The organism is Bacillus sp. 95MFCvi2.1, from assembly GCF_000374965.1.
Lineage (GTDB): Bacteria > Bacillota > Bacilli > Bacillales > Bacillaceae_G > Bacillus_A > Bacillus_A pseudomycoides.
Map to the genome: position 1 here is coordinate 58330 of NZ_KB895696.1, position 23759 is coordinate 82088.

Annotated in this window: 21 protein-coding genes; 18 read left to right on the forward strand and 3 right to left on the reverse strand. The window is 37.2% G+C overall.

Going from position 1 to position 23759, the window contains the following annotated elements:
- The first annotated feature begins 9 nt into the window (after window positions 1–9).
- The 6 genes from C568_RS0111750 (at window position 10) to C568_RS0111775 (ending at window position 6258) form a co-directional block, all read left to right on the forward strand.
- A complete protein-coding gene (locus C568_RS0111750) occupies window positions 10–654 on the forward strand; it encodes a FadR/GntR family transcriptional regulator (RefSeq protein WP_018781622.1) in 645 nt (214 codons plus the stop codon).
- Window positions 655–908: 254 nt separating this feature from the next.
- On the forward strand, window positions 909–1778 hold the full coding sequence (accD, locus tag C568_RS0111755; protein WP_006096170.1) for an acetyl-CoA carboxylase, carboxyltransferase subunit beta: 870 nt from the start codon (window positions 909–911) through the stop codon (window positions 1776–1778).
- Complete coding sequence (gene accA / locus C568_RS0111760; RefSeq protein WP_018781623.1) at window positions 1766–2740, forward strand: acetyl-CoA carboxylase carboxyl transferase subunit alpha; 975 nt, start codon at window positions 1766–1768, stop codon at window positions 2738–2740. The genes accD and accA overlap by 13 nt, the downstream gene beginning before the upstream one ends.
- Window positions 2741–2868: 128 nt before the next feature.
- Window positions 2869–3828, forward strand: coding sequence for a 6-phosphofructokinase (gene pfkA, locus C568_RS0111765; RefSeq protein ID WP_006096172.1), 960 nt, complete (start codon window positions 2869–2871; stop codon window positions 3826–3828).
- Between the two features lie 53 nt (window positions 3829–3881).
- Window positions 3882–5639, forward strand: coding sequence for a pyruvate kinase (gene pyk / locus C568_RS0111770; RefSeq protein WP_006096173.1), 1758 nt, complete (start codon window positions 3882–3884; stop codon window positions 5637–5639).
- 229 nt (window positions 5640–5868) lie between these two features.
- Window positions 5869–6258 carry an FxsA family protein gene (locus tag C568_RS0111775; protein ID WP_018781624.1) on the forward strand — a complete coding sequence of 130 codons (390 nt, stop codon included), beginning with the start codon at window positions 5869–5871 and terminating at the stop codon, window positions 6256–6258.
- A gap of 232 nt (window positions 6259–6490) precedes the next feature.
- Here C568_RS0111775 and ytvI read toward each other — a convergent pair whose 3' ends face one another.
- Window positions 6491–7609 (reverse strand): sporulation integral membrane protein YtvI, encoded by a 1119-nt coding sequence (gene ytvI / locus C568_RS0111780; protein WP_018764463.1) that lies wholly within the window; start codon window positions 7607–7609, stop codon window positions 6491–6493.
- Window positions 7610–8016: 407 nt separating this feature from the next.
- Between ytvI and C568_RS0111785 the strand changes: the two genes are divergently transcribed.
- The 5 genes from C568_RS0111785 to C568_RS0111805 all read left to right on the forward strand — a co-directional run bounded on the left by C568_RS0111785 (window position 8017) and on the right by C568_RS0111805 (window position 13115).
- A complete protein-coding gene (locus C568_RS0111785) occupies window positions 8017–8478 on the forward strand; it encodes a DUF441 domain-containing protein (protein ID WP_003200968.1) in 462 nt (153 codons plus the stop codon).
- Between the two features lie 385 nt (window positions 8479–8863).
- Complete coding sequence (gene citZ, locus C568_RS0111790; protein WP_003200970.1) at window positions 8864–10012, forward strand: citrate synthase; 1149 nt, start codon at window positions 8864–8866, stop codon at window positions 10010–10012.
- Between the two features lie 161 nt (window positions 10013–10173).
- Complete coding sequence (gene icd, locus C568_RS0111795; RefSeq protein ID WP_018764461.1) at window positions 10174–11466, forward strand: NADP-dependent isocitrate dehydrogenase; 1293 nt, start codon at window positions 10174–10176, stop codon at window positions 11464–11466.
- A 20-nt stretch (window positions 11467–11486) separates the two neighbouring features.
- Window positions 11487–12425 carry a malate dehydrogenase gene (mdh, locus tag C568_RS0111800; protein ID WP_003200975.1) on the forward strand — a complete coding sequence of 313 codons (939 nt, stop codon included), beginning with the start codon at window positions 11487–11489 and terminating at the stop codon, window positions 12423–12425.
- A 216-nt stretch (window positions 12426–12641) separates the two neighbouring features.
- Window positions 12642–13115, forward strand: coding sequence for a MaoC/PaaZ C-terminal domain-containing protein (locus C568_RS0111805; protein ID WP_006096177.1), 474 nt, complete (start codon window positions 12642–12644; stop codon window positions 13113–13115).
- A gap of 246 nt (window positions 13116–13361) precedes the next feature.
- Here the strand turns inward: C568_RS0111805 and C568_RS34710 are convergent, their stop codons facing one another.
- Window positions 13362–13502 carry a hypothetical protein gene (locus tag C568_RS34710; protein ID WP_003200980.1) on the reverse strand — a complete coding sequence of 47 codons (141 nt, stop codon included), beginning with the start codon at window positions 13500–13502 and terminating at the stop codon, window positions 13362–13364.
- A gap of 97 nt (window positions 13503–13599) precedes the next feature.
- On the reverse strand, window positions 13600–13923 hold the full coding sequence (locus C568_RS0111815) for a YnfA family protein (protein WP_006096178.1): 324 nt from the start codon (window positions 13921–13923) through the stop codon (window positions 13600–13602).
- A gap of 171 nt (window positions 13924–14094) precedes the next feature.
- On the opposite strand from C568_RS0111815, the gene C568_RS0111820 reads away from it, so the two are divergent.
- The 7 genes from C568_RS0111820 (at window position 14095) to C568_RS0111855 (ending at window position 23504) form a co-directional block, all read left to right on the forward strand.
- Window positions 14095–14811, forward strand: coding sequence for a response regulator transcription factor (locus tag C568_RS0111820; RefSeq protein ID WP_003200984.1), 717 nt, complete (start codon window positions 14095–14097; stop codon window positions 14809–14811).
- The gene (gene pnpS / locus C568_RS0111825) at window positions 14804–16567 is read left to right on the forward strand and encodes a two-component system histidine kinase PnpS (protein WP_018781625.1); all 1764 of its coding nucleotides are present in this window, start codon (window positions 14804–14806) and stop codon (window positions 16565–16567) included. The genes C568_RS0111820 and pnpS overlap by 8 nt, the downstream gene beginning before the upstream one ends.
- 951 nt (window positions 16568–17518) lie before the next feature.
- A complete protein-coding gene (gene polA, locus C568_RS0111835) occupies window positions 17519–20152 on the forward strand; it encodes a DNA polymerase I (protein ID WP_018781626.1) in 2634 nt (877 codons plus the stop codon).
- Between the two features lie 12 nt (window positions 20153–20164).
- Window positions 20165–20995 carry a DNA-formamidopyrimidine glycosylase gene (mutM, locus tag C568_RS0111840; RefSeq protein WP_018781627.1) on the forward strand — a complete coding sequence of 277 codons (831 nt, stop codon included), beginning with the start codon at window positions 20165–20167 and terminating at the stop codon, window positions 20993–20995.
- Window positions 20996–21078: 83 nt separating this feature from the next.
- Window positions 21079–21711, forward strand: a complete 633-nt coding sequence (gene ytaF, locus C568_RS0111845; protein WP_003200991.1) for a sporulation membrane protein YtaF — start codon at window positions 21079–21081, stop codon at window positions 21709–21711.
- 52 nt (window positions 21712–21763) lie between these two features.
- Complete coding sequence (gene coaE, locus C568_RS0111850; RefSeq protein WP_018781628.1) at window positions 21764–22366, forward strand: dephospho-CoA kinase; 603 nt, start codon at window positions 21764–21766, stop codon at window positions 22364–22366.
- Between the two features lie 109 nt (window positions 22367–22475).
- Window positions 22476–23504: a glyceraldehyde-3-phosphate dehydrogenase gene (locus C568_RS0111855; RefSeq protein ID WP_018764454.1), complete on the forward strand. Its 1029-nt coding sequence runs from the start codon at window positions 22476–22478 to the stop codon at window positions 23502–23504.
- Window positions 23505–23759: the final 255 nt, after the last annotated feature.

A 23759-nucleotide genomic window follows, 5' to 3' on the forward strand; every position in this document is an offset into this window, starting at 1 on the left:
GAATTTCTATTGACATCATCAAATACAAAAGTATATCTCGAAATTGTAAAGAAAATCCGTTCCATTATGGAAGAGGATGGTTTAGTCGCAGGTGATCGTTTACCATCTGAGCGCGAGTTAAGTGCGCGTTTAAACGTTGGGCGTTCATCTGTACGGGAAGCATTGCGAGCTTTAGAACTCGTAGGATTAATTGAAACAAGACGCGGTGAAGGAACGTTTATTCGAAACTTCTATGACAATGGTCTTGTTCAATTAATCGCACCATTTTTATTACAAGATGAGAAAACAATTCGTGATTTGTTACAGACGAAACGCTTGCTTGAAAAAGATGTTATTCGAATCGTATGTGATTTACCGAAAGAAACGTTTTCTAGTGTATTAGGTATGTTGAAACAAGTTCTTAAAAAGGACGAAAGTTCAATTCAGGAGTTTCATCAAATGTTTTTCAAAACACTTATTGAACGAGTGGACAATTATTTACTATATCGAATTTGGAGAATTGTAAATGATTACGTTGCGACTCTTTCTTATGAAATTTCACTAGAATCTATAGAAATCTATAGAAAGCTTTATGAAATGTTATACGCGAAAAAAGAAGAAGAGGCGCTAAAAATTTATGATGAACTAATGGAAAACATACAGTTTCACTCGTAATGTATAAAATTTGTCGAAATGACCATGACACGTTATGACAAACAATCTATCGCATAGCGGTTAAAGTTAAACGTAAAGAGAGAGGTTATGAGTGCGTGTTCAAAAAAAGAGGATAAAGAGAGCTGAGTAGCTATCTTGACTGGACTGTTTGAACATCCTCTATTAGACAGATTGAGAAGATAAGGCTAACATCGATCTTTGGTGTTAGCCACATTTTCTTCCTAACCTTAGCTCTCAACAAAGGGGGTCAAATTGTGCTAAGAGATTTATTCGTAAAAAAGAAAAAGTACGCTGCAATTCCTTCAGAACAAGTACGAAGAGATGTACCGGACGGTGTTATGACAAAATGTCCGAAATGTAAGAAAATCATGTATACAAAAGAGCTTCTTAAAAATTTAAAAGTATGTGTAAACTGTGGCTATCATCATCCTATGAATGCATGGGAACGCCTTGATAGTGTATTGGACGAAGGTTCATTTCGTGAGTATGACAAAGAGATGGTTTCGTTAAATCCACTTGGGTTCCCAAATTATGAAGAAAAATTAGAGAGTGATCGCAAGAAAACAGAATTAAATGAAGCAGTTGTGACAGGTGAAGGAACAATTGATGAAATGCTTGTTGTGATTGCAGTAATGGATTCTCGCTTTCGAATGGGCAGCATGGGCTCTGTTGTAGGAGAAAAAATTGCACGTGCAGTTGAAAAAGCATACGAATTACAAGTTCCATTTATTATCTTTACTGCATCGGGCGGTGCGCGTATGCAAGAAGGTATTTTAAGCTTAATGCAAATGGCAAAAACGAGCGTAGCTTTGAAAAAGCATAGCAATGCTGGAGGGTTATTTATTTCTGTTATGACTCATCCGACGACAGGTGGTGTTTCAGCGAGTTTCGCTTCACTTGGTGACTATAATCTTGCAGAGCCGGGTGCACTTATCGGTTTTGCTGGTAGACGTGTAATTGAACAAACAGTGCGTGAGAAGCTGCCAGAAGACTTTCAAACGGCAGAGTTCTTACTAGAGCACGGTCAATTGGATGCGGTTGTGCATCGCGATGATATGAGAGAGTCGCTCCGTAAGATTTTAGAAGTTCATCAAGGAGGGGAAACGGCTATATGGCAGAGCTAGAATTTGAAAAACCAGTTGTTGAGCTAAGAAATAAGATTCGAGAACTGAAAGACTATACGAAAAACACCCAGATGGACTTCAGCGAGGAGATTCGTATTTTGGAAGACAAGCTAGAAAATTTAGAGGAAGAAATATACGGCAATATGAAAGTATGGGACCGCGTTCAAATTGCTCGTCATGCAGAACGACCGACAACGCTCGATTATATTGAGCACTTATTTACTGATTTTTTTGAATGTCATGGAGATCGTCTATATGGCGATGATGCAGCGATTGTCGGCGGCATAGCGAAATATGATGGCATGCCTGTAACAGTAATTGGGCACCAGCGCGGGAAAGATACGAAAGAAAATATTCGTCGTAATTTTGGAATGCCTCATCCAGAAGGATATCGAAAGGCGCTACGTTTAATGAAGCAAGCGGAGAAATTTAATCGTCCAATCATCTGCTTCATTGATACGAAAGGTGCTTATCCTGGTAAGGCTGCTGAAGAACGTGGGCAAAGTGAAGCGATTGCACGTAATTTATTCGAAATGGCAGGGCTTACTGTACCTGTGGTTTGCGTTGTTATCGGTGAAGGTGGCAGTGGTGGTGCGTTAGGTCTTGGAGTAGGAGATTACATTCATATGCTAGAAAATTCCACTTATTCTGTTATTACACCAGAGGGAGCGGCAGCGATTCTTTGGAAAGATGCAGGAAAAGCGAAAGAAGCTGCAGAAGCGATGAAAATCACGGCGGCGGATTTGAAAGAATTAGGTGTAATTGACGAAATTATTCCAGAAGCACGCGGCGGTGCGCATCGTAATATTTTAAAGCAATCAGAAAATATTGACTTAATGTTGAAAAAAACATTCGGGCAATTAAACGGTATTTCGAAAGATGAATTAATCGAAAAACGTTATGAAAAATATATGAAAATTGGGCAAGTTTCGTTTTCAAACGCTTCCATTTGGATAAAATAAGAAAAGCGTGCGTTCCATTTCGCGAATGCACGTTTTTATTGTGAAAAGACACATCTTCTCCATTGTATTTTTATATTTCTTCATGTTATTTTATTATAAGGTAAATAATCTTTATGAGGTGAGTACAAATGAAACGTATTGGTGTATTAACAAGTGGTGGAGATTCACCTGGTATGAATGCTGCCATTCGTGCAGTTGTTCGTAAAGCGATTTTCCATGATGTAGAAGTATATGGTATCTACCATGGATACGCTGGATTAATTTCTGGTCACATTGAAAAATTAGAACTTGGTTCTGTTGGCGATATTATCCACCGCGGTGGTACAAAATTATATACAGCAAGATGTCCTGAGTTTAAAGACCCAGAAGTACGACTAAAAGGTATCGAGCAATTAAAGAAATTTGGCATTGAAGGACTTGTTGTTATTGGTGGAGACGGTTCTTACCAAGGTGCTAAAAAATTAACAGAGCAAGGATTCCCATGTGTCGGTGTACCAGGTACAATTGATAATGATATTCCTGGGACAGACTTCACAATTGGTTTCGATACAGCATTAAACACTGTTATTGATGCAATTGATAAAATTCGTGATACAGCTACATCTCATGAACGTACATATGTTATCGAAGTAATGGGGCGTCACGCTGGTGATATCGCATTATGGGCTGGTTTAGCAGATGGCGCAGAAACAATCTTAATTCCAGAAGAAGAGTATGACATGGAAGATGTTATTGCTCGTTTAAAACGTGGTAGTGAGCGTGGAAAGAAACATAGTATTATCGTTGTAGCAGAAGGTGTTGGAAGCGCGATTGACATCGGTAAACACATTGAAGAAGCAACAAACTTTGATACTCGTGTAACTGTATTAGGTCACGTACAACGTGGTGGATCACCAAGTGCACAAGATCGTGTATTAGCAAGCCGTCTTGGCGCAAGAGCAGTTGAACTGTTGATTGAAGGTAGAGGTGGACGCTGCGTTGGTATCCAAAATAACAAACTTGTTGATCATGACATTATCGAAGCGTTAGCTCAAAAGCATACGATTGATAAAGATATGTATCAATTATCTAAAGAATTATCCATCTAATTGGCGTAATATCGAATATTTGGGAACGGTTTCATAATTTTCGGAGGTGCAATATGCGTAAAACTAAAATTGTATGTACTATAGGTCCTGCTAGTGAAAGTATTGAGAAATTAGAGCAATTAATCGAAGCAGGTATGAACGTTGCTCGTTTAAACTTCTCTCATGGTAGCCATGAAGAGCACGGAGCACGTATCAAAAACATTCGTGAAGCTTCAAAGAAAACTGGTAAAACAGTTGCAATCTTACTTGATACAAAAGGTCCAGAAATCCGTACACATGACTTCGTAGACGGACAAGCTGAGCTTGTAACAGGTGCAGAAGTAGTTCTCTCTACTGAGCAAGTATTAGGAACTGCAGAAAAGTTCTCTGTATCTTATGCTGGTCTTTATGAGGATGTAGACCCAGGTTCTCGTATTCTAATCGATGACGGCCTTATCGAACTAGAAGTAATCGAGAAAGCTGACGGAAACATCCGTACAAAAGTATTGAACAGCGGAACTGTGAAAAATAAAAAAGGTGTTAACGTACCAAACGTAAGCATTAAGCTTCCTGGTATCACTGAAAAAGACGTAAAAGATATCGTCTTCGGTATCGAGCAAAAAGTTGATTTCATCGCGGCATCTTTCGTTCGTAAAGCAGCTGATGTGTTAGAAATCCGTGAACTGTTAGAAGCGCATAATGCACAATTCATTCAAATCGTACCAAAAATTGAAAACCAAGAAGGTATCGATAACATCGATTCTATCTTAGAAGTTTCTGACGGTTTAATGGTAGCTCGTGGTGACATGGGTGTAGAAATTCCACCAGAAGAAGTGCCGCTAGTACAAAAACGTCTAATCAAAAAATGTAACGTATTAGGTAAACCGGTTATTACTGCAACACAAATGTTAGATTCTATGCAACGTAACCCACGTCCAACTCGTGCGGAAGCAAGTGACGTAGCGAACGCAATCTTTGATGGTACAGATGCAATCATGCTTTCTGGTGAAACTGCAGCGGGACAATACCCGGTAGAAGCGGTAACAATGATGGCGAACATCGCAGTACGTGTTGAAAAATCATTGCAATATGAAGATATGTTCAAAAAGCGTATTAAAGAGTTCACTCCAACAATTACAGATGCAATTAGTCAATCTGTTGCACACACAGCGCTTGCTCTTGATGTAGCTGCAATCGTAGCTCCAACAGAAAGTGGATATACTGCAAAAATGATCTCTAAATATCGTCCAAAATCTCCAATCGTAGCTGTAACAACTGACGAGCAAGTGGGCCGTCGTCTTGCACTTGTTTGGGGTGTACAAGCGTTTATGGCTGAAAAGCGTGCAGCATCTACTGATGAAATGTTAGATACTGCAATTCAAACAGGTATGGATGCAGGTCTAATCGGACTTGGAGATACAGTTGTAATTACTGCTGGCGTACCAGTTGCTGAAACTGGCACAACAAACTTAATGAAAATCCATGTTGTTGGTGAAGAAATCGCTAAAGGACAAGGGATTGGTCGCAAAGCTGCAAAAGGTAAAGTAGTTGTAGCAAAAACAGCTGCAGAAGCTGTAGCGAACGTAACAGAAGGTGACATCCTTGTTACAACAAGCACTGATAAAGATATGATTCCTGCAATTGAAAAAGCTGCAGCTCTAGTTGTAGAAGAAGGTGGCTTAACAAGCCATGCGGCTGTTGTAGGTGTATCAATCGGTATCCCAGTTATCGTTGGGGTAAACGGTGTAACAACGACTTTAAAAAATGGCCAAGAAGTAACAGTTGATGCAGCGCGCGGAATTGTTTATAATGGACATGCGGAAGTGCTATAAGAAGTAATATGGAGAGAAGGATCGGAGTCCTTCTCTTTTTTTTGCAATTTAAATACAAAAACCATTCTGAAAAAAGAAATCTTCGGTAGTGGGAAAGGGATTTCATTTTTTGTTTGATGTTTTGTGGGTTGTTTTGAGGGTGTGAGGAAATCGAGAGAGTCTAATTAGGCTGTTGGGTAGCATGAGTATCTTACTTCCTGTAAATAGTATGATGAAGGAGGATGAGGGAATGAAGTGGCTTCTTTTTCTTTTAATTTTAATCCCTGCTGTTGAAATAACAGTATTAATTGGATCTAGTCATTTAATTGGTATGTGGCCGACGTTTGCTATGATCGTGTTTACAGGTATACTTGGCGCTTATTTAGCAAAACGACAAGGGCTTATAGTGTTGAAGGAGATTCAATTTCGGTTAAATAGAGGTGAAATGCCAGGAGATGCTGTATTAGATGGTATTTTTGTTTTTATAGGTGGACTTCTTCTTTTGACACCAGGATATGTGACGGATGTAATCGGGTTTATTTTTATATTTTCGGTAACACGACAGCCGTTTAAGTTCATGATGATTAAATGGTTAGAGCGGAAAATAAGAAGAAACACGACAATTATTGTACAAAAATAACACTTGAAACAGAAATGTTTTAAGTGTTATTTTTTTTGTCGAAATATAAAGTGTATATTTATTCATTTGTAGAAAAAGGAAGAAAAGGGATTGATATTTATGTTGAGAATAGAATAAAAATACAAAGATATTCTCAGTCGTATTATTTTATGCAAAAAACAAGGGAATCCCCCATTTATTATAGGGAATTCCCTTGCTTATTTTATTGCGAACAACGACTATTGTGGGAAATTTATTTTAATGGTGTGCCTTTAATAAACTTCCATAAATCATGAAATACATGAGCTTTGTGCAATGTGTTTAATAATACTAATGTAACTGGGCCAATAATTAATCCTAAGAAACCATATAGCTTAAACCCAACGAATAACGCAATAAGTGTTGGTAATGGATCGAGTCCGATGTTGGAGGATAACACTTTCGGTTCCATAATTTGTCTTTGAACAATGACAACAATATATAAAATAAGTAGACCAATTGTGAAAGCTGTGTCCCCTGTGAAAAATACATATATAATCCAAGGAACAAAGACTGCTCCCGTTCCTAAATAAGGAAGTAAGTCTACAATTCCTGTAATGATTGCGATTGTGATGGCGTATGGTACGCGCAAAATTAATAGTCCAATTAGTACGATGACGGTGGTCATAGATACAAGTGTGAGTTGTGCTTTTACAAATCCAAATAATGCTTTTCGTAAATCAACAAAAATAGTCTTTCCGTATCCGTGTATGCGATTTGGAAGTAATCGCTTTACTTTATGAGCGAGTGTATGCCAATCAAAACTAATAAAGAAAGTCGCTAATAGGATGAAGACGAGGACTGTTAAAGTTGTTGGGAGTGCACTGATGAAATTTGTTAATCCACTTATAATGGCGGTTAACAGCTCTTTCATTTGCTTTGTTGCTTCCGTTCCTAGATTTTGAATGTTTTGTGTAATTGTATATTGTTGTGATTCACCAAGATGATTAAATTTAGAAATTAAATCATCATATAAAGGCATAATATTATTGAGTGCAAATTGCTGTGCATACTGTACAATTGCTGGAAACTTTTCTGTGACGATTTGTAGTAAGTAAGTTGTGGCGGAAATCGCTTCTGTCACAAGATATGTAACAAGTCCGACGATGGCACCAAACACGAGAATTAAGCTGACGAGTACCGCTAAGGCACGAGGGAATTGTAGTTTTTGATTGAGAAAATTTACGACTGGATTAATCAAATAAGCAAAAGCTAATGCGATGATAAAAGGGTATATAAGACCTGAAACATACAAAAGCGCATAAAAGCCAATTGTTGTTGCTAAAATGACAAATATAAGTCGCAATACGATATACAGTGAGTTTCGATTCAAAGGTGCTTACCTCCCATTCCAAATTGTATTTATGTTATAGTGGAATGATGGATTTATCCTGCTATTCACGGGCAGTATGAATTACTTCAAGGTGCGAAGTAATCGGCGCGTAAAAGCTTGACGGTGAAGGCTAATCAATAGTAAATGTTTTCTCTGTACTGATTGACGAGAGCTTCACTTTACCTACTTTTTATTTTACCGGTTTCTTATAAGAAAAGAAAGAAGTGTGCTTTTCTTTCTCGGTAAATATAAAAACAACTTATTTTGGTCTCGTTTAGAGCGTTTAAGGTCTGCTGTATCATCTATATTGATTGATGAATACTCTTGCCTATATCGTGTATAACGATATGTTTAACAGCGATTTACTTTGTAAACAGGTTCATTATTTTCAGAAAGGAAGTGTAATCATGATTAGTCAATCAACGTTATTTTTATTCATACTACTTATTATTGGACTTATTGCTAAAAATCAATCGCTCACTGTAGCGGTTGGCGTTTTATTTTTATTAAAGTGGACGTTTCTAGGAGAGAAAATTCTTCCATATTTACAAACGAAAGGAATTAATCTTGGTGTAACGGTTATTACGATTGCGGTTCTTGTTCCGATCGCTACGGGTGAAATTGGATTTAAGCAGCTTGGTGAAGCAGCTAAATCGTATTATGCATGGATTGCGCTCGCTTCAGGGATAGCGGTTGCTTTGTTAGCGAAGGGTGGTGTGCAGTTATTAACGAACGATCCTCATATTACAACTGCGCTTGTATTTGGAACAATTATTGCAGTTGCATTATTTAATGGAGTTGCTGTAGGACCATTAATTGGAGCTGGAATTGCCTATGCTGTGATGAACATTATACAGATGTTTAAGTGAAAAATTTTATAGTAATATAAAATTTTTGAATTCTTTCCATTCACAAAAGTCAGATAATTGTTTATAATAGAATTAGAAAACATGTAAAGGCTACATAGCAACGAAGACTTACACCAGATAAAATAAAAACAACATAAAATAATTTTCTGCTGACATTGTTTTATGTTGTTTTTATCATAAACTCTTCGAAACTAGTTTTCCTCACCATCTATTGTTCTAAGCGTGAGGATTCGGAGAGAAACTCACGCTCATGCTTTGATAAAGCAATGGAACAACGAGATGGGAACATCACAACAAATTTGCATGATCGTGCATTTTGCTTGCCTAAAGAGTGAACGGGCGTTCATAATTTAGGAGGGAAGCAAACAGATATAAGGGAGCAAGGTTGGGAGAATTTTCAGGAAAAGGAGAGAATGTCATGACTGTTATTCGAGGATTAGAAGGGGTAGTAGCAACAACATCATCTGTGAGTTCTATTATTGATGATACATTAACGTATGTTGGGTATAATATTGATGATTTAGCGGAAAATGCTACGTTTGAAGAAGTGGTATATTTATTATGGCACCGTAAACTTCCTAATGAAGAGGAATTAAATGAGTTAAAAGAAACTCTATCTGAATATTCTAAAGTTCCAAGTGAGATTTTATCATATTTAAAACAAGTAGATTTAAAGATTGCACATCCGATGTCTGTTTTACGAACTGCGATTTCCATGTTATCATTATACGATGAGAGCGCTGAATTAATGGATGAGAAGTCCAATTATTTGAAAGCGGTTAAATTACAGGCTCAAGTAGGGACTCTGGTTGCAGCGTATGCAAGAATTCGTAAAGGTTTAGAAGTGGTTGAGCCACGAAAAGATTTATCATTAGCTGCAAACTTTATTTATATGTTAAATAACCGCGAACCAAATGAAGTGGAAATTGAAGCTTTTGATAAAGCTCTTGTACTTCATGCGGATCATGAATTAAATGCTTCTACATTTACAGCTCGCGTTTGCGTTGCGACACTTTCAGACGTATATTCTGGTATTACAGCAGCGATTGGTGCTTTAAAAGGACCTCTTCACGGCGGAGCGAATGAAAATGTAATGAAGATGTTAAAAGAAATTGGCGAAGAAGAAAATGTAGAATCCTATATTCATAACGCACTTCAAAATAAGGTGAAAATTATGGGATTTGGCCATCGCGTATATGAGCACGGTGATCCTCGCGCGAAACATTTACGTGAAATGTCTAAGAAATTATGCGTGCTTTTAGGGGAAGAGAAATGGTATAATATGTCTATCAAAATCGAAGACATTGTCACAAAAGAAAAAGGTCTTCCACCAAATGTCGATTTCTATTCTGCTTCTGTTTACCATTGTTTAGGAATTGATCATGATTTATTTACACCAATCTTTGCAATCAGTCGTATGTCAGGTTGGTTAGCTCATATTCTAGAACAATATGAAAATAACCGCTTAATTCGTCCGCGTGCTGATTATAATGGACCAACGCACCAACGCTATGTTCCATTAGCACAACGATAAGTTAAAAACACTATTTAGATAGTGGAAATACACTTTCAAAAATCTGATTTTTTCGCAAAGATATAATGATTAGAATATTTTAATTTGACTAACGGTTTGAACTGAGGGTTTTATTCCCTCAGTTTCACACATATGAAATTTCAAACATGGGGGTTATCACAGTGACGACAGGAGAAAAAATTACTGTAACGAATGGTGTTATGAATGTACCAAACAATCCGATTATTCCTTTTATTGAAGGTGATGGAATTGGACCAGATATTTGGGCGGCAGCATCTCGTGTATTAGAAGCAGCTGTTGAAAAAGCTTATGATGGTGAGAAGAAAATCGTTTGGAAAGAAGTGCTTGCAGGGGAAAAAGCATTCAACCAAACAGGTGAATGGTTACCAGAAGAGACGTTAAATGAAATTCGCGAATATTTAATCGCGATTAAAGGCCCACTTACAACGCCTGTTGGTGGCGGCATTCGTTCTCTAAACGTAGCGCTTCGTCAAGAGTTAGACTTATACGTATGTTTACGTCCAGTTCGTTATTTTGAAGGTGTTCCTTCACCTGTAAAACGTCCGGAAGATACTGATATGGTGATTTTCCGTGAAAATACAGAAGACATTTATGCTGGTATTGAATATGCACAAGGATCTCCAGAAGCACAAAAAGTGCTTGAGTTCTTAAAAGAAACAATGGGTGTAAACAAAATTCGCTTCCCAGAAACATCAGGGATTGGTATTAAACCAATTTCAGAAGAAGGAACAAAGCGTCTTGTTCGTGCTGCAATTCAATATGCAATTAACGAAAAACGCTCTTCTGTTACATTAGTTCATAAAGGAAACATTATGAAATTTACAGAAGGTGCTTTCAAAAACTGGGGTTATGAAGTTGCGGAACAAGAATTCGGCGATAAAGTATTCACTTGGTCTGAATATGACCGTATTGTTGAAAAAGATGGTAAAGATGCAGCGAATAAAGCGATGACAGAGGCTGAAGCAGCTGGTAAAATCATTGTTAAAGATTCTATTGCAGATATCTTCTTACAACAAATTTTAACACGTCCACGTGAGTTTGATGTTGTTGCAACAATGAACTTAAATGGTGATTATATTTCTGATGCACTTGCAGCACAAGTAGGGGGCATTGGTATTGCACCTGGTGCAAACATTAACTATGTTACTGGACATGCTATTTTTGAAGCGACACATGGTACAGCTCCAAAATATGCAGGTTTAGATAAAGTAAATCCATCTTCTGTTCTTCTTTCAGGAGTATTATTATTAGAGCATTTAGGATGGAATGAAGCTGCGAAATTAGTAACTGCTTCAGTAGAAAAAACAATTGCTTCAAAAGTGGTAACATATGACTTCGCACGTCTTATGGATGGCGCAACTGAAGTGAAATGTTCCGAATTTGCTGATGCCCTTATTAACAATATGGACTTAGCGGTAATCAAAAACGCATAATTCAAAGTGGGGGAGAAATTATGACAATCAAACGCAAAAAAGTATCAGTCATCGGTGCAGGATTTACCGGAGCAACAACAGCGTTTTTATTAGCTCAAAAAGAGCTTGCAGATGTTGTATTAGTGGACATTCCACAACTGGAGAATCCAACAAAAGGGAAAGCGTTAGATATGTTAGAAGCAAGCCCTGTACAAGGTTTTGATGCTAACATTATCGGCACATCTGATTACGTAGATACTGCTGATTCTGACGTTGTTGTTATTACAGCAGGAATTGCACGTAAACCAGGTATGAGCCGTGATGATTTAGTAGCAACAAACTCTAAAATTATGAAAAGTATTACGAAAGATATCGCAAAACATTCACCAAACGCAATTATTGTTGTGTTAACAAATCCAGTTGATGCAATGACATATTCTGTATTTAAAGAAGCTGGATTCCCGAAAGAGCGTGTTATCGGTCAATCTGGTGTATTAGATACAGCTCGTTTCCGTACATTCATCGCACAAGAATTAAATCTTTCTGTTAAAGACATTACAGGATTCGTTCTTGGTGGCCACGGTGATGACATGGTGCCTCTTGTACGTTATTCTTATGCGGGCGGTATTCCATTAGAAACATTAATTCCTGCAGAACGCTTAGAAGAAATCGTAGAACGTACGCGTAAAGGCGGCGGCGAAATTGTAAGTTTACTAGGAAACGGTAGTGCATACTACGCGCCAGCTGCTTCTTTAGTTGAAATGACTGAAGCGATTTTAAAAGATCAACGCCGCGTATTACCAGCTATCGCATACCTTGAAGGTGAATATGGCTATAGCGACCTTTACCTAGGTGTACCAGTAATTCTAGGTGGTAACGGAATTGAAAAAATTATTGAATTAGAACTTCGTGAAGAAGAAAAAGAAGCGTTAGATCGTTCGGTAGAATCTGTACGTAACGTTATGAAAGTTCTTATTTAATACAAAATATATGTTAGAAAAAGATTCGGGGTCCCGAATCTTTTTCTACTATTTAGAGGATTATTTTTTTAAAATAATATGAAAACGCTATCATTAATTGTGTCCTACAATGGGAACATAGACTTATAATATACATTGCCCTCATTATAGTAGCGCTTCGGATAATATATTGCTTTTGGTAGGATAATAAAATAAAAATTGGAGGGGGATTGTAACATGTTAAAGAAAAAAATTCAAATTGGTCGTCGAATGGATGAGATTACAGTAGGAGAAAAGTTATCTATCACTGAAAAAATTGAGGATAAAGATCTGTTATTGTATTTAGGATTAACAAATGATTCAAATCCATTATATATTCAGCATGATTACGCATCCCAAACTCCGTATGAAAAACCAATTGTACCAAGCATTATGTTAACGGGTATGATTACAACGGCAGTTACGAAATATTTACCAGGTCCAGGCAGTCATGTTGTTAGGAAGGACCTGACTTTTGTGAAGCCTGTACATCATTATGAAACTTTGCAAATTCATTTTGAAGTTGTAGCAGTTGCGGGGGAAGAGCATACGATTGATATGCGTGTATTCGCTTATGATGAAAAAGAAGAAGTGGTTGTGAAAGGTGTACTAACAGTAGCGCCGCCTTACAAATCAGCTTCTATTTTAGAAAAAGCATTGGATAATTTTTAATAATGAGTTAGTAAGAGTGTAATGAAAAATAGTGCTAACCTATTATATGCTAGGTTAGCACTATTTTTTTATCCCGCATTAACGGACAGTAACACTCCCACCTCAAAATTCAGCGAAAGCAAAGAAGTTAGGTGGGAGATGAACTGTCCGTAAAAGCCCGATTGGTGAGGGCTAATAATCAGTGGGGGACGAAGAAAACCCCCACTGATTAAAGTTTTACTTTATAGGATCGAATGTAAGTATAACTTAACTGAAAAACCCTTCTGCAAACCCTTCTGAGAAATCAGAGATGCCAGTTTGTAATGTTTCCCAGTTTGAAAAGCCGGCAGTAAAACCAACTACAAATAATAAAGCGAAGCCAGATAATACCCAATTTTTACGATTCATTTTGAATTCGCTCCTTAATAGTTTAATCTTTATATTAAAATTTAATTATATTGATTATTACATTTTAAGGAGATATAAGTCAAATGGATACCTGTTTTTAGCCACGTGGCCAAAGAATAATAAACACACCGACAAGGCAAACAGCTGCACCAGCCCAATCGAACAAATCAGGTGTTTTCTTATCAACCATCCATCCCCATAATAAACTCATGAGAATAAATACACCGCCATAAGCTGCGTATACACGTCCGAAACTAGAAAATACTTGGAATGTGGCAATTACACCATATAAACATAAAATGATTCCTCCTATTAGACCGAACCAGATGGAACCACCTTCTCGTATCCATTTCCAGATGAGATATCCACCACCAATTTCAGCTAGTCCGGCAAGAATGAAAATAACAGCTGCTTTAAACATGAATATGTACCATCGCTTTCTATTAGATATATTTTCCTATATAACTATAGCACAATCAAACTTAGTGAATGGACAATTCTATTGAGAGGGGGATTGTTTTCTAGTATGATGGAAATAGTGGGGAAATACTAGGATGAAGAAGGTTTCAAGTCTATAACTTGGAGGAAGAGAATGAGCAATCGAATTTTAGTTGTTGATGATGAGGAGTTTATTTTAACTTTAATTGAATTCAATTTGCAGCAAGCAGGATTTGAAGTGATAACAGCGATGGATGGTGAAGTTGCGCTTCATAAAGCAACAACGGAACGTCCAGATCTGATTATATTAGATTTAATGCTTCCAAAAATGGATGGTATGGAAGTGTGTAAAGAATTACGTTTGCAGCGTATTATGACACCTATTTTAATGCTAACAGCGAAAGATGATGAGTTTGATAAAGTGTTAGGTCTTGAGCTTGGGGCAGATGATTATATGACAAAGCCATTTAGCCCAAGGGAAGTTGTTGCACGTGTGAAGGCAATTTTACGTCGTACGAAATTGCAAGATGAACCAGTTTCAGAAGTGCAGGATGAAAATAGTATCAATATCTATGATTTAAGAATTTTACCTGAATTTTATGAGGCGTATTTCCAAGGAGAAAAGCTAGAACTAACGCCAAAAGAATTTGAGTTACTTGTATATTTAGCAAGGAATAAGGGTCGTGTATTAACACGTGATCAGTTACTAAGTGCTGTATGGAATTATGATTTTGCCGGCGATACAAGAATCGTCGATGTTCATATTAGTCATTTGCGGGATAAAATTGAAAAGAATACGAAAAAACCAGCGTACATTAAAACAATTCGTGGATTAGGTTATAAATTAGAGGAGCCAAAGGGGGATGAATAAATTTCGCTCGAGGCTTCTCTTTACATTTGTTTCTCTTATTATTCTTATTTTAGTTGGACTAGGAGTACTTTTGGAAACGGTGTTTGAGAATTACTACATCGATCATGCGAAAGACAGAACGGTAAAAGAGGCAAGATATGTTGCTTCATTAGTAGAGGCGGAAGGTATTGATCATGTTCTAAAAGCGCCAAACGTATTTGAGAAATTAGAAGAACAAGTGCCGGTTTCGGTTATATTTACTGATGAAGCGAAGAAAGTCAAATATAGTAAAGGTAAGCAACCTATATTCGACCAAGCGACAATTGAGGAACTTTCCTCTGAAACAGCAAAACAAAAAAATAGAGTGATTACGAAGGAAACAGATGATAAAAATGTATTCCATCATGCGGTGTTTGTTCAAGATGCAGAGGGGAAGCAAGGGTACATCATTCTAAAAAGTACAATTGCTCCTTTGAAAGATGTTCATCAAAAAACGTGGGGATTACTCATTGTAGGGTTTGTGATTGCTTGTCTTGTTGTTGTTTTTCTTGGTGTGAAAATTACAGGTCAATATATTCGTCCGATAGAGTCTGTTACGAAAGTAGCGATTGAATTGGCGAAGGGGAATTATAAAGCGCGTGCTTATGAAAGTCATTCAGATGAAACGGGGATGTTAAGTAAGGCAATCAATATTTTAGCGCGTAATTTACAAGAAATGACGCTAGAGCAAGAAATGCAACAAGATCGTTTACATACACTGATTGAAAATATGGGAAGCGGTATGATTTTAATTGATAGCCGTGGTTATATAAGTCTTGTAAACCGTTCGTATAAAGAAATATTTCATGTAACGGATGAAGAGTATTTAGATCGTTTGTATTATGAAGCATTTCTTCATGCAGAAATCATTGAACTTGTGGAAGAAATTTTTATGACAGAAGTGAAAGTACGCAAGCAAATGCTACTGCCACTTGGTATTGAAAGAAAGCACTTTGAAGTATATGGCGCACCAATTATTGGGACAAATCATGAATGGAAAGGGATTGTTCTCGTATTCCACGATATAACAGAGCTAAAGAAACTAGAGCAAATGCGAAAAGACTTTTTAGCAAATGTTTCACATGAATTAAAGACGCCAATTACTTCTATTAAGGGATTTTCTGAAACGTTACTTGATGGTGCGATGGAAAATCAGCAGTTTTGCGAGCATTTCCTGAACATTATTTTAAAGGAAAGCGAGCGTATGCAAGGCTTAATCGAAGACTTATTGGATCTATCAAAGATTGAACAACAAGGATTTAAGTTAAATATGGGTACTGTTGAGATGAAGGAATTGCTTGAAGAAATTAAAATGGTGCTAGAGAATAAATCACAAGATAAAGAAATTTCCTTACAAGTTGATGTGTTGAGACACGTTTCAGTGATAGGAGATCCGAGCCGATTAAAACAAATCTTTATCAATTTAGTTAATAATGCAATTGTATACACACCAGCCGGCGGGACGGTTTCTGTAGAGTTGTTAGAGGATGAACATAACGCTTATATACAGGTATCTGATACAGGAATTGGGATTAGTAAAGAAGAAATCCCGCGTATTTTTGAACGTTTTTATCGTGTAGATAAAGCGAGAAGCAGAAATACAGGCGGTACAGGCCTTGGGTTATCGATTGTAAAACATTTAGTAGAAGCCCATCATGGGACAGTTACTGTAGAGAGTGAAGTAGGGGAAGGAACAACATTTACAGTTGCTTTACCGAAATCGGATTTGGAGAAGTAATGATAATGTGCAACCTTTATCCCGCTATTCGCGGGCAGTAAGACCCCCACCTCAAAGTTCAGCAAAAGCAAAGAAGGTAGGTGGAGTCGGGCTGCCCGTAAAAGCCCGATTGGTGAGGGCTAATAATCAGTGGGGTATGGAAAAACCACTAATTAAAGTTTCACTTTATTGGATGAGAGCTATATAAATCTATTTTGATTTTTCGATATATAAGTCGTTGATATGAAAAAGGTGACCTACACTCGTTTTTTCTCTCTGCTTTAACTTGGCATGGAGCAGGAAGAGGGTCTGACCGCTTCTATGCATGGCCGGATACTCTCTCTCGCCTAAAAAGAAAGGGTTTATGTCGGTTTCTTAATTTGGATTTATATAGTAAACGTTTGAACGGGATATATTTACATTATATTAACAATAGCTTCATTAAATATTAATAAAGTCCTGTTAATATAATACATGAAAACCCCTTCATCCAAGGAGTAATTTTGGACGAGAATAGGTGCTCTATTCTCGTCACTTCCCTTTTTGTGAAACTATAATATCTTTGTTTTTGAAATATCTCTATGTAACTTATATCCAAGTGTTATATCAATACGATAAGGTTATTTTAATTCATGAGATATTGTGACAGCATCTCCATTTTACATTAAATATATGTAGTAGGAAGAACCGTTATTTTTCTTCTCTCTCTTAGTCGTGTTAATATAGAGAGAAGGAAAAGACGGTTTTTTCTTTCTATATAAATCCATTTTGATTTTTCAATATATAAGTCACTGCTATGAAGAACAAAAGGTGACCTGCGCTCGTTTTCTCTTTTTGTTTTAACTTGGCATGGGGTGACCGCTTCTATGCATGGCTGGATGCTCTCTCCCTCCTAAAAAAAGGGGTTATGTCGGTTTTTTAATTTGGATTTATATATAAATCGTTTTAAATTTGTATGGGGAGGTTTCTAATTTGGAAAAAAAGGTCGTATTAGTCGATGGAAATAATATCGCGTATCGTGCTTTCTTTGCACTGCCGCTTTTAAATAACGACAAAGGTATACATACGAACGCAATTTATGGTTTTACGATGATGTTAATGAGAATATTAGAAGAAGAAAAACCAACACATATGCTTGTTGCGTTTGATGCGGGTAAAACAACATTTCGTCACAAAACATTTAGCGAATATAAAGGAGGTCGTCAAAAAACGCCACCTGAGCTATCAGAGCAATTCCCATTTATTCGTGAACTGTTAGATGCGTTTCACGTACCACGCTATGAGTTAGAGAACTATGAAGCAGATGACATTATGGGCACACTAGCGAAAGAAGCGAACGAACAAGGTGCTCACGTAAAAGTTATTTCTGGAGATAAAGATTTACTGCAGCTTGTTTCTGATACTACGCTTGTATGTATTCCGCGTAAAGGGATTACAGAAGTAGATGAATATACGAAAGAAGCGTTATTCGAAAAATATAGTTTATCACCAAAGCAAATTATTGATATGAAAGGTTTAATGGGAGATCAATCGGATAACATCCCAGGTGTACCGGGAGTTGGTGAGAAGACAGCAATCAAATTGTTAACGCAATTTGAAACAGTAGAAGCAGTATATGAGAACTTAGACAAGGTGAGCGGAAAAAAATTAAAAGAAAATCTAGAAATGAATAAAGAGCAAGCGTTTATGAGTAAAGAGCTTGCCACAATTATTACCGATGCACCAATTACAGTGCATGTAGATGATATCGAATACAAAGGATATGAAGCAAGTGACGTCATTCCAATGTTCGAGAATTTAGGATTTACTTCGCTATTAAATAAGCTCGGTGCGACTCCTGAAGAAACAGCTCCAGCTGAATTAGATGATATTTCATTTGATATTGCAGAAGAAGTGACAGAAGAAATGCTGCAGCAAGATAGTGCAATTATTGTGGAAGTACAAGAAGACAATTATCATAAAGCTGATATTCAAGGGTTCGGTATTCAAAATGAAAATGGCTGTTATTTCATTCCGAGCGATGTTGCGCTAAAATCTGAAACTTTTAAGAAGTGGCTTGCAGATGATGAAATGAGAAAGTATACGTTTGATGCGAAACGTGCCATTGTTGCACTTAAGTGGAAAGGTATAGAGATTCAAGGGATTGACTTTGATTTACTAATTGCCGCTTATTTACTTGATCCAGCAGATACAGATAAAGATTTCCGTGCCGTAGCGAAAATGAAAGAAACGCATGCTGTTAAATCTGATGAAGAAGTGTATGGAAAAGGTGCAAAACGTGCGGTTCCTGCGCAAGATATAGTCGCGGAGCACGTAGCTCGAAAAGTACATGTATTATACGATGTGCAAAAAACATTTGTAGAAGAACTACAAAAAAATGAACAATATGAACTATTTACTGAGCTTGAAATGCCGCTTGCTCGTGTGTTAGCTGAAATGGAAGTGAAAGGTGTTACGGTTGATACAGAGCGCTTACGTAGTATGGGAGATGAGCTTGCTGGAAGGCTTAAGGAAATGGAACAAGAAATTTATGAGCTTGCAGGAACGGAATTTAATATTAATTCTCCAAAGCAGCTTGGCGTGATTCTATTTGAGAATTTAAACCTACCGGTTATTAAAAAGACGAAAACAGGATATTCTACGTCAGCTGATGTGCTGGACAAGTTAATGGAGCATCATGAAATTATCCCTAAAATTTTACACTATCGTCAATTAGGAAAATTAAATTCGACATATATTGAAGGATTATTAAAAGTTGTTCATGAAGATTCATCTAAAATTCATACTCGTTTTAATCAAGTGTTAACGCAAACGGGCCGATTAAGTTCTACAGACCCAAACTTGCAAAATATCCCGATCCGTTTAGAAGAAGGAAGAAAGATTCGTCAGGCGTTCATTCCTTCAAAAGAAGGCTGGGTTATGTATGCAGCCGATTATTCACAAATTGAACTGCGTGTCTTGGCGCATATTGCAAAAGACAAAGGGTTAGTAGAAGCGTTCCAGCATGATATGGATATTCATACGAAAACTGCAATGGACGTGTTTGGCGTTGGAAAAGATGAAGTAACATCGAATATGAGACGTCAAGCAAAAGCGGTTAACTTCGGAATTGTGTATGGTATTAGTGACTATGGGCTTTCACAAAACTTAGGAATCACACGAAAAGCAGCAGGGGAATTTATTGAAAAGTATTTCGCAAGCTTCCCTGGTGTAAAAGAATATATGGATGAGATTGTACAAGAAGCGAAGCAAAAAGGATACGTTTCTACATTATTAAATCGTCGCCGTTATATTCCGGAAATTACGAGTCGTAATTTTAATTTGCGCAGCTTTGCGGAGCGTACTGCGATGAATACACCAATTCAAGGTAGTGCGGCAGATATTATTAAAAAAGCGATGATTATTATGGCGGATCGCTTAGAAGAAGAAGGCTTACAAGCGCGTCTTCTTCTGCAAGTACACGATGAATTGATCTTTGAAGTGCCAAAAGAAGAAGTAGAAAAATTAGAAAAGCTTGTACCTGAAGTGATGGAGCATGCGATTGAACTTGCTGTTCCTCTAAAAGTTGATTATTCTTCTGGTCCAACTTGGTATGACGCAAAATAAGGAAGTGATTGAATGCCTGAACTACCAGAGGTTGAAAATGTTAGAAGGACACTTAAAAACCTTGTAACGGGAAAAACAATTCAAGATGTGATTGTAACGTATCCAAAATTAGTAAAGCGACCAGATGACGCAGAGCTCTTTAAAGAAATGTTACGAGGTGAAAAGATTGAACGGATTGAGCGAAGAGGTAAGTTTTTACTTCTATATGTAACAAAGTATGTTATTGTTTCACATTTGCGTATGGAAGGGAAATATTTGCTTCATAAAGATGATGAGCCGGTAGATAAACATACGCATGTGCGTTTCCAGTTTACAGATGGTACAGAGTTACACTATAAAGATGTAAGAAAGTTCGGCACGATGCATCTCTTTAAAAAAGGTGAAGAATTTGACCAAATGCCACTTGCTGATTTAGGGCCTGAGCCATTTGACGTTGAACTGACAGTAGGGTATTTGCAAGAAAGATTGCAAAAGACAAACCGTAAAATAAAAGTTGTATTGCTCGATCAACGTCTTTTAGTCGGGCTTGGTAATATATATGTAGATGAAGTTTTATTCCGTTCCGGGATTCACCCGGAACGAGAAGCTTCATCTTTAATGAAAGCTGAAATTGAAAAGATTCATGCGGCGACCGTTGCAACATTAGCGGAGGCTGTTGAGCGCGGTGGAAGTACAATCAGAACGTATATCAATTCGCAAGGACAAATTGGCTCGTTCCAAGAGCTTCTAAATGTGTATGGAAGAAAAGGTGAACCATGCGTAACTTGTGGGAACGTGATTGAAAAGACAGTTGTTGGTGGACGAGGAACGCATTATTGTCCTATGTGCCAGCCAAAAAGCTAAGAAAGATATCGTTTTCTAATAACATCGGATAGGCATTTGTCATATACATACAGCAAAGCTATGTATAGGGAAGGAGCTTACCGATGTATCATTATTTCTCTCTTATTTTATTAGCTTTTACATTAAGTTTGGATAGCTGTAGTGTAGGGCTTACTTATGGTTTGCGGAGCGTACGGATTCCGTTAAAATCGATACTCATCATTGGAATGTGTTCAGCGGCTGTTATGCTTGTGTCGATGGGAATTGGACATATGATTGCTAAGGTGTTTTCTCCGGTGATTGCAACGCGCATTGGCGGAATCGTTTTAGTGGCTATTGGAGCGTGGGTGTTGTATCAGTTTTTTCGGAGTGATAAAAAAGACGAACCGCAGCAAGAAGAGAAAGTTTGGAAGTTAGAAATTGCTTCGCTTGGGTTAGTCATTCAAATTTTACGGAAACCGACTGTTGCCGATTTTGATAAATCAGGCACGATTTCTGGTGGGGAAGCCTTGCTTTTAGGTATCGCTCTTTCAGTAGACTCGTTTGGAGCAGGGATTGGTGCATCCTTACTAGGATATACACCCGCCATGATGGCAGTGTTAGTTGCCGTTATGAGTTCTCTGTTTTTATTTATCGGAATGAGGCTAGGAACGGTTTTATCGAATATGCGATGGTTACAAAAATTTACGTTCCTACCTGGGATTTTACTTATTATTATTGGAATTTGGAAAATGTAAGTGGGAGCGTGAAACATAAGTTTCACGCTTCTATTTGTGAGGAGGAAATAGAATGACAATTGTTATAGGTTTAACAGGAGGTATTGCAAGTGGAAAAAGTACTGTTTCACAAATGTTTCGTGAACTGCAAATACCTGTAATTGACGCGGATATTATTGCAAGAGAAGTTGTAGAACAAGGTAAAGAAGCATATAAAGAAATTATAGAGGTATTCGGTGAAGATGTATTACAAGTAGATGGCAAACTAGATCGCCAAAAGCTTGGGAGTATAGTATTTCATAATGAAGAAAAACGATTGCAGTTAAACAAAATTGTTCATCCTGCTGTTCGGAAAGAAATGAATGTTCAGAAGGATATGTACATAAAAGAAGGAGTGCAAGCGGTTGTGTTAGATATTCCGCTTCTATTTGAGAGTAAGTTAACAGCACTTGTTGATCGGATTGTAGTTGTAGCTGTATCACCTAGTATGCAATTAGAACGTTTAATGAAGCGAAATGGCTTTACAGAAGAGGATGCGAAAGCACGTATTGATTCGCAAATGCCTTTAGCGGAGAAAGCAACATTAGCTAATAAAGTTATTTATAATGATGGCACAATTGCTGAGACAAAAGCGCAATTACAGCTCATTTTAAAAGAATGGAACATTATTAACTAAAAAATTGTGAAATTAGTGAAAATGCTTAGTGACATATCTTCTTTTTGTGTTATACTATTATTGGGATTGGAGATAAATAGTATAACGCATTCAAGGGGGATAACATATTATGACTCGTGTGGCAATTAATGGATTTGGACGTATTGGGAGAATGGTATTTCGTCAAGCGATAAAAGAAAGCGCATTCGAAATTGTAGCGATTAACGCAAGCTATCCACCAGAAACATTAGCACATTTAATCAAGTATGATACAGTTCATGGCAAGTTTGACGGAACAGTGGAAGCATTTGAAGATCATTTATTAGTGGATGGGAAAATGATTCGCCTTCTAAACAACCGCGATCCAAAAGAATTGCCTTGGAAAGAACTGGATGTTGAAATTGTAATTGAAGCAACTGGTAAATTTAATGCGAAAGAAAAAGCAATTCTTCACGTAGAAGCTGGGGCGAAAAAGGTTATTTTAACAGCACCTGGTAAAAATGAAGATGTAACAATTGTAGTTGGTGTAAACGAAGAACAATTAGATATTACAAACCATACTGTGATTTCAAATGCATCTTGTACAACAAACTGTTTAGCGCCTGTTGTTAAGGTGTTAGATGAGCAATTTGGAATTGAAAACGGTTTAATGACAACTGTTCATGCTTATACAAATGACCAAAAAAATATTGATAACCCACATAAAGATTTACGAAGAGCGCGTGCTTGTGGACAGTCTATTATTCCTACAACAACAGGCGCTGCGAAAGCTCTAGCGAAAGTTCTTCCACATTTAAACGGAAAACTTCATGGGATGGCACTTCGTGTTCCGACACCAAACGTGTCTCTTGTTGACTTAGTAGTAGATGTAAAACGTGATGTAACAGTTGAGGAAATTAATGAAGCGTTTAAAACTGTTGCAAACGGTCCATTGAAAGGGATTATTGAGTTCAGTGAGGAACCTTTAGTTTCGATTGACTTTAATACAAATACACACTCAGCTATCATTGATAGTTTATCTACAATGGTAATGGGCGAACGTAAAGTGAAAGTACTTGCTTGGTATGATAACGAGTGGGGTTACTCTCGCCGCGTTGTAGATCTTGTGAAGTTAGTTGGTGCTGAATTAACAAAACAAGAAAGTGTGCAACACATTTAATGATACAAGGAAGGCAAGCGATTGCTTGTCTTCTTTTTTATGCTTTTTTCTGAAAAGGAAAAAAATTATATGAGTATATTTTTATAAATGGTACATATAAAAAAACATTGTGATTACTGCATTTGTGAATCAATTATTTTTTTTGGGGAAAAGTAAAGAAGAGAATATGACAAAAAATCGAAAAAACTGTTGTTGCAAAATGAAAATAAACAAAGTATACTAACACTCGTAAACTTAAGAGCTGAGGTACGTAGT